The following is a 15,873-nucleotide window of genomic DNA, read 5'->3' as shown; positions in this document are numbered from 1 at the left end:
AAAAGAAAAACTTGTGCGGAAATTAAATTGTATTTATATAATAAATATTAGAGGAAGTTTTTGAGGAGAAGTTGAGAGTTTGTACTTTTGGTAAAATGATTTTTGAAAAAATTGATATTTTTCATTACGCTCTCCTATTAAATTTAGAAGACAATTATATTTTATTAAATGAGATTTGTCAAGGAAAAGTTTATAAAACTTCTCCTACTTTTACTTTTTGTCCAAGTTTTAAATTTAAATAGTATGAAGAAGGAATATAAACTTTTACAATACCATTTACAAAAATACCTATTTTATCATATTGGTTTACATTTGATTTACTCACAAATTCATGTGAAATATTAAATCTTCCAGATATCAATTCTAATTTAATATCATCAAAACTTAATATTCTTTTTTCATTTAATTCTTTTGCTTTATAACTATTTGTGCAAAAGTTAAGTCCATTTTTATGTAACTCTTCTTTAAATAATGAGTCTTTTGGAGCAATTAAAATATGTGAATTTAATACTCCTACGCTTATATAAATTATATTTTGAGAATTAACTTTATCAATTGCAATAATTTCTCCACTTACAGGAGAGACTAATGAATCAACTTTTACTTTTGCTTTTAGATTATTTCTATAAATAAATATTAAAAATAAAGTTATTAAAAAGCAAATAAAAGCAAATGTATCACATATAAACAAATATGAAAATACAAAAATAGCAAAAGAGATATAAATAAAAACTCTTCCCTCTCTTGCTACAAAGTTGTTAATCATCTTTTTTATCTTCTTTATCTTTAGATTCATCATCATTATTTGAAGAGTTATCTTCTTTTTTGTCTTCAGATGATTCTGTACTATCTATATCTAATTCAACATTGTTTTCTATTTTTCCTGAGTGTAAATCTTCATCTTCAAAAACAACTCCGCCATTAGCTTTAATAATTTCTCTTACTCTTTCACCTGAAATAACTTCTACTTCAAGTAGTTCTTTAGTCATCTCTTCAATTGCATTACTATTGTCTCTTAACGATTGAAGAACGATTTCATATCTTTCGTTTAATACAGTTTTAATATGAGTATCAAGGTCTTTCGCCATATTATCAGAGAAATCTTTTTGTGTTTGACCACCTAAAAATTGATTTGACCTTTTTTCTAAAACCATTAATCCAGCAATATCACTCATACCATAAATAGAAGCCATAGATTTAACAATATCTGTTGCTCTTTCTAGGTCATTTCCAGCACCTGTACTAATCTCTTTGATAAATACTTCTTCTGCAGCTCGTCCACCTAATAACACGTCAACTTCAGCTATTAGTTCATGTTTTTGCATTAAATATTTATTCTCTTCAGGATTGTTAAGTGTATATCCTAAAGCTGCAAGTCCTCTTGGAACAATAGAAACTTTATTTACTTTTTTAGCCCCTTTTGTAATCTCTGCAATTAATGCATGTCCAGATTCATGGTAAGCTACAATTTTTCTCTCTTTTGGAGATATTCTTCTTGATTTTTTTTCTAATCCAGCAATTTGTCTCTCTACTGCTTCTTTAAAATCAGAGTATGTAACTTCTTCTTTTTTTGCTCGTCCTGCTAATAGTGCTGCTTCATTAATAATATTTGCTAAATCAGCCCCTGCTAATCCAGCAGTCATACGAGCTACTTCAACTAAGTCAACATCTTTTCCAACTTTTACACCTTTGATGTGTACATTTAAAATCTCTTTTCTACCTTCAAAGTCAGGTTTATCAACTAAAACTTGTCTATCAAATCTTCCTGGTCTTAAAAGTGCAGGATCAAGAACTTCAGGTCTATTTGTTGCAGCAAGTACAATAACAGGTGCAGATTCTGTTGCAAATCCATCCATTTCTGCTAAAAGTTGATTTAGAGTTTGTTCTCTTTCATCATTTCCACCCATTGGTCCACCTGATGCTCTACTCTTTCCAATAGCATCAATTTCATCAATGAAAATAATTGCAGGTGCTACTTTTTTTGCTTGTTCGAATAGGTCTCTAACTCTTGAAGCTCCAACCCCAACAAACATTTCAATAAATGCAGAACCAGATACTGATAAAAATTCAACATCTGCTTCACCTGCAACTGCTTTTGCAAGTAGAGTTTTACCTGTACCTGGAGGTCCTACTAGTAAAACACCTTTTGGAATTTGAGCTCCAAGTTTTACATATCTATCTGGATCTTTTAAGAAATCAACAACTTCTTGAACTTCTTCTTTAGCCTCTTTATTTCCAGCCATATCTTCAAATTTTACATTTGGTTTTTCTGAGTTTATCATTTTTTTAGAAGATCCAATTCCTAGGATTCCTCCACTTCCACCACCCATAGATTTTGACATTCTTTTAGCTAGGAACATCCAAATTGCAAAGAATATAAATATAGGTAAAACCCAACCAAATAAAATATCAGCTAAAACATTTTCCTCATTAACTCCACCATAATCTATTCCATTCTTTTCTAACATAGGAATTAGTGTGCTATCTGGAACAACTCTTCTAGCCGTATAAGTTGTAATATCCGAACCATTTTGTTTAGATACAGCTTTAATATTAGTATTTCCAATTCCAACATATTGGATTTTTCCACTGCTAATTAAATTTTTTAAATCAGAATATGCAATAGTCTTATGTTTTGTTTGTCCAAATGCTTGGATATTTTGATTTGTTGCAGTTCCTCCTTGTTCTTCTGGAAACAAGGCTTTAAAAGCCATAATTGTTACAAGTGAAAATAAAACAAAAACTAACAACGGATTATTACTAAAAAAGTTATTATTATTGTTATTATTGTTGTTTTTGTCTTGTTTATTGTTTTTCTTATTTCTCAAACTAAACTCCTTTTTTTAATACAAGGGTAACCCATTCATTTTTTTGAATTACCTCAATTTGTTCTAAATCTTCAAATTTTTTCAATACTTTATTTAAATGATTATCTAATATCCCTGATAATACTAAGGTAGAACCCTCTTTTAAGCATTTTTTCAACTCTTTAGAAATCATTACTAAAACATCTGCAACGATATTTGCAATAACGAAATCATACTTCTTATTAGAAGCCATTGCACTTCCTGTCCATGCTTGAGAGAAATGTGCATTATTTAACAAAAAATTAGACTTTGAACTTTCAATACAGACTTCATCTGTATCACAAATATCAACTTTTGCACCTAATTTACTAGCTGCAATTGATAAAATACCACTTCCACACCCCACATCAAGAACTTCATATTCACTTTTCATATATTTTGAAATAGCTTCTAAACAACTATTTGTTGTCTCATGATGACCTGAACCAAATGATAGTGCTGGATTTATGATAATATCAATTTTATCATCTTTAGCTTCAATCCAAGATGGTCTTACAAAAAATTTACCAACTTCTACTGCTTTTACAGATTCTTGATACTTTTTTATCCAATCTTCATTTTTTTTCACTTTTAAAGAAGTAGTACACTCAACTCCTAATGCTCTTGCAAACTCTTTTATTCCAAATTCAATATCTTCTAAATTCTCTTCACTTCTTGCAATAAGTCTGTTTTCTTCTATCTCAACTGCACCTTGAGTTAATTGAGTCAATAAATCTATGAACAACTCTTGTGAACTTTTAACATTTGTAACTAACTCATAATAATTTTCTTTCACATATTGCCCTTTATAAAGTTTAATCTAATTTTGTAACTCATTTTCTGTAAAAAAACTTTCAATTGTATCTCTCATAATATCTGGTTCTTTTATTGTATTAATTATATCTCTAAACTCTGAGGCACCATTGTAGCCTTTAGAATAAGAATGAAGTAGTTTTCTAAACATTATTGCACCATGCTCACCATGGAACTTTAATACTGCATCATAATGTTCTAAGATAATAGCTTTTTTTATATCTTCACTTATATCTTCTACTTCATTTTTTAATTGATAGAAAATCCAAGGTTTACCAATAGCACCTCTTCCAATCATTAATCCATCCGCATTTGTATGAGCAAGAACTTCTTTAGCTTTTTTATAATCTTTTATATCACCATTTGCAATTACTGGAATTGAAACAGCATCTTTTATTGCTTTAATTGCATCATAATCAACTGGTGCTTTATATTTCCCTGCTCTTGTTCTTCCATGAACAGAAATAAAATCAACCCCACAAGATTCAACTGCTTTTGCAATATCAACTGGAATCTTTTCATTTACTCCAATTCGCACTTTCGCACTTGTGTAAAGTTTTTTATTATATTTTTTAACTGTTCCTAAAATCTCTTCTAATTTTTTCAAATCACCTAATAAATTAGAACCACTTCCATGATTAAAAACTTTTGGTGCTGGACAACCACAATTTAAATCAATACCGTCAATACCTTCCATGTCATTGAGTATTTCAACTGCATCACGAACTAGTTCTGCTTTATTACCTGCAATTTGTACAAAATATGGATCTTCTGAAGGAGATTTTTCTATCATTTTAAAAGTTTTTTGAGAACTATAAACAAGTGCATTTGATGAAATCATTTCAGAAATAGTTAAATCCGCACCAAATTTTTTTACAACTGCACGAAAAGGTAAATCAGTATATCCAGCAAGGGGAGCCAACACCATTAAGGGTTGGCTAAAATCAAGTTTTTTCATATTATTTGTTATAACAAAGATTCTCTAAAGTATAATATTTACCTGAATCTTTTAAATCTAAAAGAGCTCTAAAAGATTGGTATTCTTCTTTTTTATAACCATTTAAAGTCTCTCTAACCTTGTCAATCATTTCGTATTCAAATAAAACAACTAAATATGCATCCATTGCTAATTCATTATCATTTGAAATTGTTTCGAACATTTTTATAAGTTCATCTGGTTGAACAGATTTTTTATACAGTTTAGCAAATGTTAAATAATCTTCTTTATCAAACTCAACATCTTTTATATATTTAATTATTGTGTCATGTTCTAATGCAAAATCAGAATTCTCAGAATCTTTTTTCATAAGTTCTATCAACATCTCTTTATCAAGTTTTAAACCATCTAGAAGTTTTTTAATTGTTGTCATAGTCTTATTTTCTACTACATTGAAAAATGCAGCTTTTACAATTTTATCTGAAAAATCTTTTGATTTTTTCAAAACATCAATTGCATAATCAACATCTTCATTTACTTTATTTAAAATATTTTTTTGTGCAATTTGTCCATTTTTGTTAAATTTAAAAGACTTATCACTTACATACTCTCCTGAATTGATTTTAATCATATTATTTACAATAGTTTTAATATCATTATTTGAAGATTCAAAATTTTCAACTTTCGGAGATAATTTCATTTGTGCTAAAATATCTGCTAATTCCTTTAATGCTTTTTGTTTAAATTTTTTATTAGAATTATTTCCTAATAATAAATCTTTAAAAAACTCAATTATATTCTCTTCATCTTTTTTTATAGCACTTGCTTGTAAATAGTTTTTAAAACCATAAAAAACTATATGTAAGATAGTTACTAAAAAAAGTACAACAAGAGGTAATATAACCCAAACTGCTATTGGTAAAGCAAGTGAATAATCTAAAATACTTACTGTAAAATTACCTGTTTGTATACTAAAAACAAATATATAAACTGCGATTATTAACAACAATGAAAAAGCTATATATTTTTTAAGTCCCATAAATTATCCTTTAGATTTAATTATTCTCACTCTCATAAATCTCTCTACAAGGTGTACAAAATTTTGCAAATGGTTTTGCTCTTAATCTTCCAATTGCAATAGATTCATCACACATTTCACAAATACCATAAGTCTTGTTATCTATTCTTTTAAGTGCATCTTCGATCTCACTTAACTCTTTAGATTGTTGATTCGCAATAATCCCCTCTTTGAACGAATCACTTGAAACCTCAGCATAATCATAATCATCATTACACTCTGAATTTTTTAAAGAATCTAGACTGTCTCTACTCCCCTGAATATTTTTTTCTATTAATTCTTTTCTTTCTGCTAAAATAATTTTTAACTCATCTATTTGTTTTGTATTCGCCACTTTTAACCCTTAATCTAAAAATTTCGACATTATACTCAAAATTATCTAAATTATTTATGATAGGGATGGTTATTATTTATACACAAAGCTCTAAAAATTTGTTCTAGCAACACTATATTCGCTATTTTATGAGCAAATGTAAGTTCACTTAAACTAATTTTTTTATCACATTTGTGTAAAAAAGATGTTTCAAATCCAAAAGCACCACCAATAAAAAAGTTAATTACTGCACTATTTTCTAATAGTTTTGCAAATTCATAACTATCAGCTTTTTTACCAAGAACATCTAATGCAATATTATACCCATTATTTAAAAAAGGTTCAAAAACTTCAGTGTAAGATTTTTTTGCTTCTATATCTGAAATGGTTTGTGCTTTTCCAATTTTTTTATTAAATAAATTATATATTTCAACTTTTGCGTACTTTGAAGACATTTTTATAAAATCTTCTACAATTTTGTTAAATTCATCATTTGAAGATTTTGCTATTTGATAGATATTTATTTTAATCATATAAACTTGATCCTACTACATTAAAAGAAATGTTTGCTATGGGTTCAGCAATTTTTACTCCACCTATAGCACAAACTGGATGCTTTGAAATCTTTGCAAGATAAGATATCTTATTTCCTAACATTACACTCACATCTTTTGTTGTGGTTGTTCTGTAAGCTCCAAGTCCTATCATATCCAAATCCAAATTATTTGCTTCTAATATCTCTTTTTCATTGTGTGTGGAAAGACCCAAAAGCTTATTTCCAATTTTTTTTCTTATTAATTTTACAACTAATTGTTTATTTGAATTAATTTTTTGAAAATCTTCTTGTCCTAAATGTAAACCATCACAATATTGTACTAAAGCTATCTCATCATTAATAATAATTGGAATATTTGCTTTACTTTTTAAATAAAAAAGATTTTCTTTTTTTGTTTCAATATTAGAAAATTTATCTCTGTATTGAATAATTTTTGCATCAAATTTCGAACAAAGTTCTAAAAATCTTTCAAGGGAGATATTTTTATTTTGTAGAGTTTGAAAGTCACATAAAGCATATAACTCATTTGAAGAACTTTTAGGATCAAATCCCAAAAGTTCTTCAAAACGATTTTTATTCATTAACTAACTTGAATAGTATTACTTGAAAACATTGTTAATAAATCAGAAAGTGTTTTTTTCATATCTGCTCTATTAACAACCATATCAATAGAACCTTTTTCAAGTAAGAATTCAGCTCTTTGGAAACCTTCAGGTAAATCTGCTCCAATAGTTTGTTTAATAACTCTTTGACCTGCGAATCCAACTAATGCACCTGGTTCTGCCATAATAATATCACCTAAAAAAGCAAATGAAGCAGAAACTCCACCCATAGTAGGATCAGTTAAAACTGAAATATAAGGAAGTCCCGCAGAATCAAGTTTTTTTAGTGCAGCAGAAGTTTTAGCCATTTGCATTAGGGCAAATGTTGATTCTTGCATTCTAGCTCCTCCAGAAGCAGAAACAATAATAACACCTTGTTTCTTTTCTAGTGCACGATTTACACATCTAACAATCTTTTCACCCTCAACAGAACCTAAACTTCCACCCATAAAAGCAAAATCAAAAATTGCCATTTGAACACCAACACCATTGATAGTACATTCACCACTTACAACAGAAGAGTCTCTTCCTGTTTTTTTAACAGCTTCATCAACTCTTTTTTTATAAGATTTACTATCAACAAAGTTTAATGGATCATTTGGAATTAAGTCATTATCATATTCAACAAAACTATTTTCATCACATATAATTTCGATTCTTCTTTTAGCACCAATTCTCATGTGAAAGTTACATTTAGGACATATATTGTTTTGAGACTCTACTTCCTTAAAAAACATCAAAGAACTACATTCAGGACACTTTATCCAATGACTTGGTGCATCTTTTTTTGTCGGTTGTTCTTTTTTACTATCAAATTTTATTTTATTAAATAAATTCTTCAAATCCATTATATATCCTTCTTAAAAACTATTTTTTCAAACTTATAAACTTGTCTAATTCATCAAGTTGTTCCCAAGGATAATCCTCTTGTCCAACTTGACCTCGTGCTGCTACATCTGCATAAAGAAAAGTATCTGCACTTGGTTTATCTAAATTGAATTTTTTTGTAATCCAGTTTGGAGTTAACGAAAAACTATCATGTACAAAAGTAGATAAAATATCATCATTTAATCCATCAATACAAGTCCCACAAGTATCAACTGAAATTGAAGTTGGTTTAGCAACACCAATTGCATAAGATAATTGAACAATTGCTTTTTTAGCAATTCCAGAAGCAACAATATGTTTTGCTATCCAACGTCCTGCATATAATCCACTTCTATCGACTTTTGTATAATCTTTACTTGACTGAGCTCCACCACCAATTGGTGCATATCCTCCAAAAGAATCAACAATAAGTTTTCTTCCTGTTAATCCTGAATCATGTAAAGAAGAGTGTGATACATATTTTCCTGTTGGGTTAATATGAATAATAGTTTTTTCTAAATCAAATAACTCTTTTGGTAAATCTGTCTCTTTAATTAATCCTAAAATTAATTTTCTTACTGTATCTATATTCATAGAAGATACACAAGGAGCTGAAACAACTATTGTATGAATATGTTTTGGTAAACAATTTTCAAAATTCTCTTTTGTTTCATAATCAACTGTAACTTGTGTTTTAATATCTACACCTAAAACATCTGGATTAGATAAGGCATAAGTATAAACCTTTTCCATAAGCATTCTTGCATATGTAATTGCACTTGGCATAAAGTTTGATGTTTCACTATTTGCATAACCAAACATAATTCCTTGATCACCAGCACCAGTTTCACCATCAACTTGATCAACACCTTGATTAATATCAGGAGATTGTCTATTTAATAAAACTTGTACATTTACATCATCAGGGTGTAAACACTCCTCTTTTGTAAAATGAGGATGACCATTATATCCAATTTTTGCTAATGCTTCAATTACTAAATCTTTATAATCTTGTTCAGATAAATTTGTAGCTGAAGTAACTTCTCCACCAATAACAACATGTTTACCTGCAACAAAAACCTCTGAGGCAACTCTACTTTTGCTATCTCCGATAATTAACTTATCAACTATACTATCTGCTATAATATCTGCACACTTATCAGGGTGACCTGGGCTTACTACTTCACTAGTAAATAAATATTCTGTTTTGTTTTCCATCTTTGTTTTCCATTCCTTTGTTTTCCAACCAAGAGAAAGTTTTGTTTAGCATTGCTACGCAATTGTAAACGAAACTTCACTTTGTATCGTTTTCCATTCTTTTGTTTTCCATTTTCGTTTTCCAACTAATTAAAGTTAAAATAAAAAATAAAATTAAAAGCTTGAACACTTTTATAAAAAGTTACGAATTTTATCCAAAATTTACTTTTATAACTTTAAACTATATTGTAATTAGTATTTTTAAGAAAACCTTTTACTCGACCGTTACTGACTTTGCTAAGTTTCTTGGCATGTCTACATCATTTCCAAGTCTTACTGATATCTCCATTGAAAATAGTTGTAATACAACTAACATCTCAAAAAATTCCAGCATATAATGGTCATACTTATTTGTTTTTATATAATCATCTGCTAATTCAAAATCAAGGGGTGAGATAGCACAAATTGTACTATCTCTTGCACTCAATTCTTCTACATTTGATTTGATTTTGTCATATAGCAAATTTTGAGGCATTAAAGCTATTGTAAAAAGTTCTGGATCGGCTAAAGCTATTGGTCCATGTTTCATCTCACCTGCTGGATAACCTTCTGCATGTAAATAAGATATCTCTTTTAATTTAAGTGCCCCTTCTAAAGCAAGAGGAAAAAATACATCTCTTCCAATAAAAAAGAACCCATGACCGTGAAGATATCTTTTTGATAATCTTTTTGTTTTTTCATGTGTATAATCATAAACTTTAAGTGACTTTGGAACTTCTCTTAAGGCTTTTAATTCACTATTCATTTCTTCAATACTAATTGAATTTTTATATTGTGCAAAATAAAGTGCCATCATCCATAAAACTACTGTTTGAGTAGAAAATGCTTTTGTTGAAGCAACTCCCTTTTCAATACCAGCTCTTGTTAAAACTGAATAATTAGCAACTCTTGTCATAGATGAGTTATCTACATTACAAACTACAATTGATTTAAGGCCCTCTTTATTTGCCATTTTTAAAGCTTCTAAAGTATCAGCTGTTTCACCACTTTGTGAGATAACTATAAAAAGTGTATTTTTGTTTAATAGAGGCTCTTTATATCTAAATTCGCTTGCAATTTCAACACTACATCTAACCTTTGCTAATCTTTCGAAAAGGTACGAAGCTGTAAGTCCTGCATGAAAAGATGTACCACAAGCACAGATTTTAATCTCTTCAATTCCTTCAATTATAGAAGAATCAAACTCTTCAAAATCTACCTTTTCATCACACATTCTTCCAAGCATAGTATCACTTGTAACTACACATTGTTCATGAATCTCTTTTTCCATAAAAAATCTATATCCATCTTTTTGTGCAAATTGTTTAGAAGTTGGCAAGACTCCCCAAAAAATTCTTTTTTCATCAAAAAATTCTATTCGTTTTGTACTTGCTACTCCTCCACAACCATCTTCTAAATATACAACTTCATTTGCAAGTCCTATTAATGGTGCATCTGAAGAAGCGAATAAAACTTCCTCTTTCTCATTTCCCCGCGCTATAATTAATGGTGAACCATGTTTAAAAAAGTATATATCATTTGGGCAAGATTTTGAAATCAAAAGTATAGAGAAAGCACCTTCTAATCTTTTTATTGTATTTTGAAAAGAAGTCTTGCAATCATTTAATTTGTTATTATAAAATTCAAACAAATGAACGATAACTTCAGTATCTGTTTGTGATACAAACTTATGACCAGCTGCTTGTAACTCTTCTTTTAACTCTTTATAATTTTCAATAATTCCATTATGTACAACATATGAATATTCACCTAAATGTGGGTGAGCATTTAATTCTGTTGGTTTCCCATGTGTTGCCCATCTAGTATGTCCAATTCCTAAATGATAAGTATGATTTGTTTTTACTTTTTGCTCTAAGTTTTTTAACTTTCCTAAGGCCTTAAATACTTCTATCTTATCATTATTTAATAGGGCAATTCCTGCACTATCATAACCTCTGTATTCAAGCTCTTTTAAGCCATCTAATAAAATATTTTCTGTTTTTTTATTTCCAATGTAACCAACAATTCCACACATAAATTAGCCTTTTTTATTTTAAAGTGATATTGTACAAAAATATACATGATATATTACTTTTAGCATTTTTTGATACAATTCTTTTTTATTTCAAGGAGTTACTATCAAATCATTTTTAAAAATTGACAAAGATATTTTTTTCTCTACTTGTGAAAATTGTGAAGCTAGATGCTGTGATGGAAGAAAAGGAAGTATTTACTGTCAAATAATTCTTGAAGATTTTGAGAGTGTGTATAAAAACTTTCCCATTTTATTTATCTTTGGTGATATGGGATATTTAAAAGCTACTATATTATTAAGTGATGGAAAAAGTTTATGCCCTTATATTGAAGACTTTAAATGTACAATTTATGAAAATCGACCAACAGTTTGTAAAGCCTATCCTCTTAGTACAAATATTGATAATGTAGTTTATTATGATATTAATTGTCCAGGAATTTCTGAAGTTGGAAGTGATCTTGTAAAAAATGGAAAAGTTTCACCCTCTTTTGACTCATATATTTTTGATGATTATCAAACAAGATATATAAATACCCATAGAAAACTTGAAGATTTTAACAATTTTGATGATTTTGAATTAGTAACTACAATCAATAATATAAAATTTTATAAATATATTGGAAAAGAATCTAATCCCTATATTACAATGCATTTAGACTCTTTAATTCATTTAAAAAAGTATAATATATAGATTTTAGTTTTACTTTAAGTTTACATTTGGGTATAATTACATTATCCAAAACAATATGGAGGTTTAGATGATAGGACTTCTACAGTGGTAGAATTTATACCAAAATTTATTGTTAATCTTTAAGAATTAAAAAGCTTTATTTTACCAAAGCTTGAGTTTACAAAGTTTGTAAGCTATCAGAATTAAAAAGGCTCTTCCTAGGAAGAGCCTTTTTTTATTTATATGATGAAAAAGAAGAGATTATTAAAAATAACCTCTTTTGATATAAAGTGAAATATAAAAATAGATTTAATCTATTTTTACATCATTCCACCCATACCTCCCATTCCGCCCATACCACCCATATCTGGCATAGCAGGAGCAGATTTTTCTTCTTTTATATCTGTTACTGTAGCTTCTGTAGTTAATAATAATGAAGCAACTGAAACAGCATTTTGCATTGCAATTCTTCCAACTTTTGCAGGATCTACGATTCCAGCTTCAAACATATCTACATATTCACCAGTTGCAGCATTGAATCCAATATTTTCATTTTCTGATCTTTCTACTTCATTTACAACAACACCAGCATCAAATCCAGCATTAATTGCAATTTGTTTCATAGGTGCTTTAATAGCTCTTAAAACAATAGCAGCTCCAATAGCTTCATCACCTGTAAGGTCAAGTTTAACTTTTGCAGCAGCTCTGATTAATGCAGCTCCACCACCTATTACAATACCTTCTTCAACAGCAGCTCTTGTTGCACTTAAAGCATCATCAACTCTATCTTTTTTCTCTTTCATTTCAGTTTCACTAGCAGCTCCAACTTTGATAACTGCAACTCCGCCACTTAGTTTTGCAAGTCTTTCTTGTAGTTTTTCTTTGTCATAATCACTAGTTGTATTTTCAATTTCTGATTTTATTTGAGCTACTCTACCAGTTACTGCTTCAGTACTTCCTTCACCATCTACGATAGTTGTGTTATCTTTATCAATCACAACTTTTGCAGCAGTTCCAAGTACATCAATTCCGCAAGTATCAAGTTTCATACCTAATTCTTCTGATACAACTGTACCATTTGTAAGAACAGCGATATCTTGTAACATTGCTTTTCTTCTATCACCAAAACCTGGAGCTTTTACAGCTGCAATATTTAATGAACCTCTTAATCTATTTACAACTAAAGTTGCTAACGCTTCACCATCAACATCTTCTGCAATAATTAAAAGTGGTCTTCCAGCTTGATTAACAGCTTCTAGGATTGGTAACATCTCTTTTAAGTTAGAGATTTTTTTATCGTATAATAAAATATATGGATTAGCTAACTCTGTAATCATTTTTTCAGAATTAGTTACAAAATATGGAGATAAATATCCTCTATCAAATTGCATACCTTCAACTACTTCTAATTCATCAGAGATACCTTTTGCTTCTTCAACAGTAATAACACCATCTTTCCCAACTTTTTCCATAGCTTCTGCAATCATTGAACCAATTGCATGGTCAGAGTTTGCAGAGATTGTAGCAACTTGTTCTATTTCAGTTTTATTTGCAACAACTCTTGAAGATGCTTTTAAATTAGCTAAAATAGCTTCAGTAGCTTTGTCCATACCTCTTTTTAAAATAATAGGGTTAGCTCCTGCTGTTACATTTCTCAATCCCTCTTTAAAAATTGAATGAGCTAAAACAGTAGCTGTTGTAGTTCCATCTCCTGCTTCATCAGCAGTTTTTGAAGCAACTTCTTTTACAAGTTGTGCTCCCATATTTTCTAATGTATCTGCTAATTCAATCTCTCTTGCAACTGAAACACCATCTTTTGTGATTGAAGGAGCACCAAAAGATTTTTGTAATAGTACATTTCTTCCTCTAGGCCCCATTGTAACTTTTACAGCATCTGCTAATTTCTCAACACCTGCATATAATCTATTTCTTGCTGAATCACTAAATAATACTTCTTTTGCCATTACATAACTCCTATAATATTTTCAATTTCTAATACTAAATAATCTTGTCCATCTAAAGTGAACTCTGTACCTCTATATTGTTCAAATACAATAGTATCACCTACTTTTAATTCTGTTACCTCAGAACCAATTGCTTTTACAACAGCAGTATTTGGTTTTTCTTTTGCTGAATCAACTAAAATGATTCCGCTAGCAGTTTTTGATTCTACTTCAGTTCTTTCTACAAGAACCCTTTTCCCTAGTGGTTTAAATGTCATTATATACTCTCCTATCAAGTTTTTTATAAATTTTGTAAGTTTTAGCACTCTATTTTTTTGAGTGCTAAATTGTAATAAAATTTTTGATTTTTGTCAAGTAAATTGAGTAAAGATGACTAAGAGTTTAAGAAGTAATTTATTTATGCCGATTTATATATTTTATTAATAGATTATTCAGTGAATCATACAAATTTTCATCTAAAGAATTTAAACTTTCTTCACATTTCAAAGCAAGTTCATTTGCAGCATTTATTGCACCATCAAGTCCAAGTAAATTTACAAAAGAATTTTTTGCTTCATCATTATGAGTAGTTTTACCAGCTTCTAAAGAACTTTGTGTTTCATCTAAAATATCATCTTGAATTTGAAACAGAAGTCCAATATCAATTCCAAAATTGTAAAGCTTTTCTTGAATAGTTAAATCATAGTTAGCAATAATCGCACCCATTTTTAAACTAGCTGCTATTAATTTTGCAGTTTTATGTATATGCAAAAATTCAAGTTGAGCAAGCTCAAGTTTTTGGTTCTCAAAAAAGCAATCAATAGCTTGACCAATAATCATTCCATCAATTCCACCATCACTTGCCAATACTTTTATACACTCAATTTTAACATCACTATCTAATGGCGCATTTGCAATTTTATTAAAAGCTTCAGTATTTAAAGCATCACCTACAAGAATAGCTGTTACCTCATCAAACTTTTTATGTAAAGTTTCAAATCCTCTTCGTAAATCGGCATCATCCATTGCAGGTAAGTCATCATGCACTAAAGAGTAAGTATGAAGCATTTCTAACCCTAAAGCTACAGGAAGAGCACTTTTAACAAGAAGGGAATTTTTTGAATTTACAATTCCTAATAAAAGCATAGGTCGAAATCTTTTACCTCCAGCATCCATCATCAAACTCAAGGCCTCTTCAAAATGAGGATGAAAAGTTTTTGATACGGGAAGGTTAGATTTTAAATAGTTTTCAAAAGTTTCTAAAAGTCTGTTCATTATTTATTTTGACCAAATGATCCCATACCACTCATCATGTTCATAGCCATCATTTTTTTATTTTCATCTGATTGTTTTATTACATCATTCATAGCAGAAATTAGTAAAATTTGTAAAGAGTCTTTATCTTCAAGTAAAGAGTCATCAATTTGTAAATCAATAACTTCAGAATTTCCATTTATTGATAATTCAACCATCCCTCCACCTGCTTTTGAGGTAAAGATTTTTGAAGCATTATCTTCTTTTGCTTTTTCGCTCATATTTTGAACTTGACCCATAATATCATTTAGATTAAGTTTACTTAAATCTATTCCATCAAACATGATCACTCCCAATTAATTCATTTGTTACAGTAGTTACATTATTTTTTTCATCTACAAGCACAACTGTTGGCTTATAGTTTTCTAATTCTTTTTCACTATAAGAAGCATAAGCAATAACAATTATTTTATCACCAACTTCTACTTTTCTAGCTGCGGCTCCATTTAGACACATGTCTTTACTTCCAGCTTTTCCTTTTATAACATAAGTGGCAAATCTTTCGCCATTATTTACATTTACTATTTCTACTTTTTGTCCAACTCTTAAACTTGATGCATCCATAAGTTCTTCATCAATTGTAATTGAGCCTACATAATTCAAATTTGCATCAGTTACTGTTGCTCTATGAATTTTGCTATAAAGCATATCAATTGTCATAAT

The 15,873-nt window shown here is 29.3% G+C and carries 17 protein-coding genes; 1 reads left to right on the top strand and 16 read right to left on the bottom strand.

The features are described from left to right. Positions 1-190: 190 nt before the first annotated feature. The 11 genes from ACNI3D_RS03670 to glmS all read right to left on the bottom strand — a co-directional run bounded on the left by ACNI3D_RS03670 (position 191) and on the right by glmS (position 11,283). Entirely contained in the window at positions 191-766 is a 576-nt protein-coding gene (locus ACNI3D_RS03670) for a phosphatidylserine decarboxylase (protein WP_419768286.1), read from the bottom strand. Further along, positions 759-2,828, bottom strand: a complete 2,070-nt coding sequence (ftsH, locus tag ACNI3D_RS03665) for an ATP-dependent zinc metalloprotease FtsH (protein ID WP_419768285.1) — start codon at positions 2,826-2,828, stop codon at positions 759-761. Before ftsH ends, ACNI3D_RS03670 begins: the two co-directional genes overlap by 8 nt. Position 2,829: 1 nt before the next feature. Beyond that, positions 2,830-3,642 carry a 50S ribosomal protein L11 methyltransferase gene (locus tag ACNI3D_RS03660; RefSeq protein WP_419768284.1) on the bottom strand — a complete coding sequence of 271 codons (813 nt, stop codon included), beginning with the start codon at positions 3,640-3,642 and terminating at the stop codon, positions 2,830-2,832. A 24-nt stretch (positions 3,643-3,666) separates the two neighbouring features. Beyond that, positions 3,667-4,617, bottom strand: coding sequence for a tRNA dihydrouridine synthase (locus ACNI3D_RS03655; RefSeq protein WP_419768283.1), 951 nt, complete (start codon positions 4,615-4,617; stop codon positions 3,667-3,669). A 1-nt stretch (position 4,618) separates the two neighbouring features. Beyond that, the gene (locus ACNI3D_RS03650; RefSeq protein WP_129100024.1) at positions 4,619-5,635 is read right to left on the bottom strand and encodes a hypothetical protein; all 1,017 of its coding nucleotides are present in this window, start codon (positions 5,633-5,635) and stop codon (positions 4,619-4,621) included. A 16-nt stretch (positions 5,636-5,651) separates the two neighbouring features. Beyond that, positions 5,652-6,008, bottom strand: a complete 357-nt coding sequence (gene dksA, locus ACNI3D_RS03645) for an RNA polymerase-binding protein DksA (protein ID WP_129100023.1) — start codon at positions 6,006-6,008, stop codon at positions 5,652-5,654. 50 nt (positions 6,009-6,058) lie between these two features. Further along, positions 6,059-6,517 carry a 23S rRNA (pseudouridine(1915)-N(3))-methyltransferase RlmH gene (locus ACNI3D_RS03640; protein ID WP_041660297.1) on the bottom strand — a complete coding sequence of 153 codons (459 nt, stop codon included), beginning with the start codon at positions 6,515-6,517 and terminating at the stop codon, positions 6,059-6,061. Then, positions 6,513-7,124 (bottom strand): thiamine phosphate synthase, encoded by a 612-nt coding sequence (locus ACNI3D_RS03635; RefSeq protein ID WP_419768282.1) that lies wholly within the window; start codon positions 7,122-7,124, stop codon positions 6,513-6,515. The genes ACNI3D_RS03640 and ACNI3D_RS03635 overlap by 5 nt, the downstream gene beginning before the upstream one ends. Continuing rightward, positions 7,124-7,993, bottom strand: coding sequence for an acetyl-CoA carboxylase, carboxyltransferase subunit beta (accD, locus tag ACNI3D_RS03630; protein WP_129100020.1), 870 nt, complete (start codon positions 7,991-7,993; stop codon positions 7,124-7,126). Before accD ends, ACNI3D_RS03635 begins: the two co-directional genes overlap by 1 nt. 19 nt (positions 7,994-8,012) lie before the next feature. Then, the gene (metK, locus tag ACNI3D_RS03625) at positions 8,013-9,230 is read right to left on the bottom strand and encodes a methionine adenosyltransferase (protein ID WP_419768281.1); all 1,218 of its coding nucleotides are present in this window, start codon (positions 9,228-9,230) and stop codon (positions 8,013-8,015) included. Positions 9,231-9,483: 253 nt separating this feature from the next. Beyond that, positions 9,484-11,283 (bottom strand): glutamine--fructose-6-phosphate transaminase (isomerizing), encoded by a 1,800-nt coding sequence (gene glmS, locus ACNI3D_RS03620; RefSeq protein WP_419768280.1) that lies wholly within the window; start codon positions 11,281-11,283, stop codon positions 9,484-9,486. 229 nt (positions 11,284-11,512) lie between these two features. On the opposite strand from glmS, the gene ACNI3D_RS03615 reads away from it, so the two are divergent. Next, entirely contained in the window at positions 11,513-11,974 is a 462-nt protein-coding gene (locus ACNI3D_RS03615; RefSeq protein WP_419768279.1) for a YkgJ family cysteine cluster protein, read from the top strand. A 299-nt stretch (positions 11,975-12,273) separates the two neighbouring features. Here the strand turns inward: ACNI3D_RS03615 and groL are convergent, their stop codons facing one another. The 5 genes from groL to panD all read right to left on the bottom strand — a co-directional run bounded on the left by groL (position 12,274) and on the right by panD (position 15,870). Beyond that, positions 12,274-13,917 (bottom strand): chaperonin GroEL, encoded by a 1,644-nt coding sequence (gene groL, locus ACNI3D_RS03610; RefSeq protein ID WP_419768278.1) that lies wholly within the window; start codon positions 13,915-13,917, stop codon positions 12,274-12,276. Further along, positions 13,917-14,174 carry a co-chaperone GroES gene (gene groES, locus ACNI3D_RS03605; RefSeq protein ID WP_419768277.1) on the bottom strand — a complete coding sequence of 86 codons (258 nt, stop codon included), beginning with the start codon at positions 14,172-14,174 and terminating at the stop codon, positions 13,917-13,919. The genes groL and groES overlap by 1 nt, the downstream gene beginning before the upstream one ends. Before the next feature lie 136 nt (positions 14,175-14,310). Continuing rightward, positions 14,311-15,171 carry a polyprenyl synthetase family protein gene (locus tag ACNI3D_RS03600; RefSeq protein WP_419768276.1) on the bottom strand — a complete coding sequence of 287 codons (861 nt, stop codon included), beginning with the start codon at positions 15,169-15,171 and terminating at the stop codon, positions 14,311-14,313. Then, the gene (locus ACNI3D_RS03595) at positions 15,171-15,494 is read right to left on the bottom strand and encodes a YbaB/EbfC family nucleoid-associated protein (protein ID WP_013134505.1); all 324 of its coding nucleotides are present in this window, start codon (positions 15,492-15,494) and stop codon (positions 15,171-15,173) included. Before ACNI3D_RS03595 ends, ACNI3D_RS03600 begins: the two co-directional genes overlap by 1 nt. Further along, positions 15,487-15,870: an aspartate 1-decarboxylase gene (panD, locus tag ACNI3D_RS03590; protein ID WP_419768275.1), complete on the bottom strand. Its 384-nt coding sequence runs from the start codon at positions 15,868-15,870 to the stop codon at positions 15,487-15,489. Before panD ends, ACNI3D_RS03595 begins: the two co-directional genes overlap by 8 nt. Positions 15,871-15,873: the final 3 nt, after the last annotated feature.

The organism is Arcobacter siniprincipis (SeqCode), from assembly GCF_048571125.1.
Taxonomy (GTDB): Bacteria; Campylobacterota; Campylobacteria; order Campylobacterales; family Arcobacteraceae; genus Arcobacter; species Arcobacter siniprincipis.
This window is presented reverse-complemented; position numbering and strand designations above follow the sequence as displayed.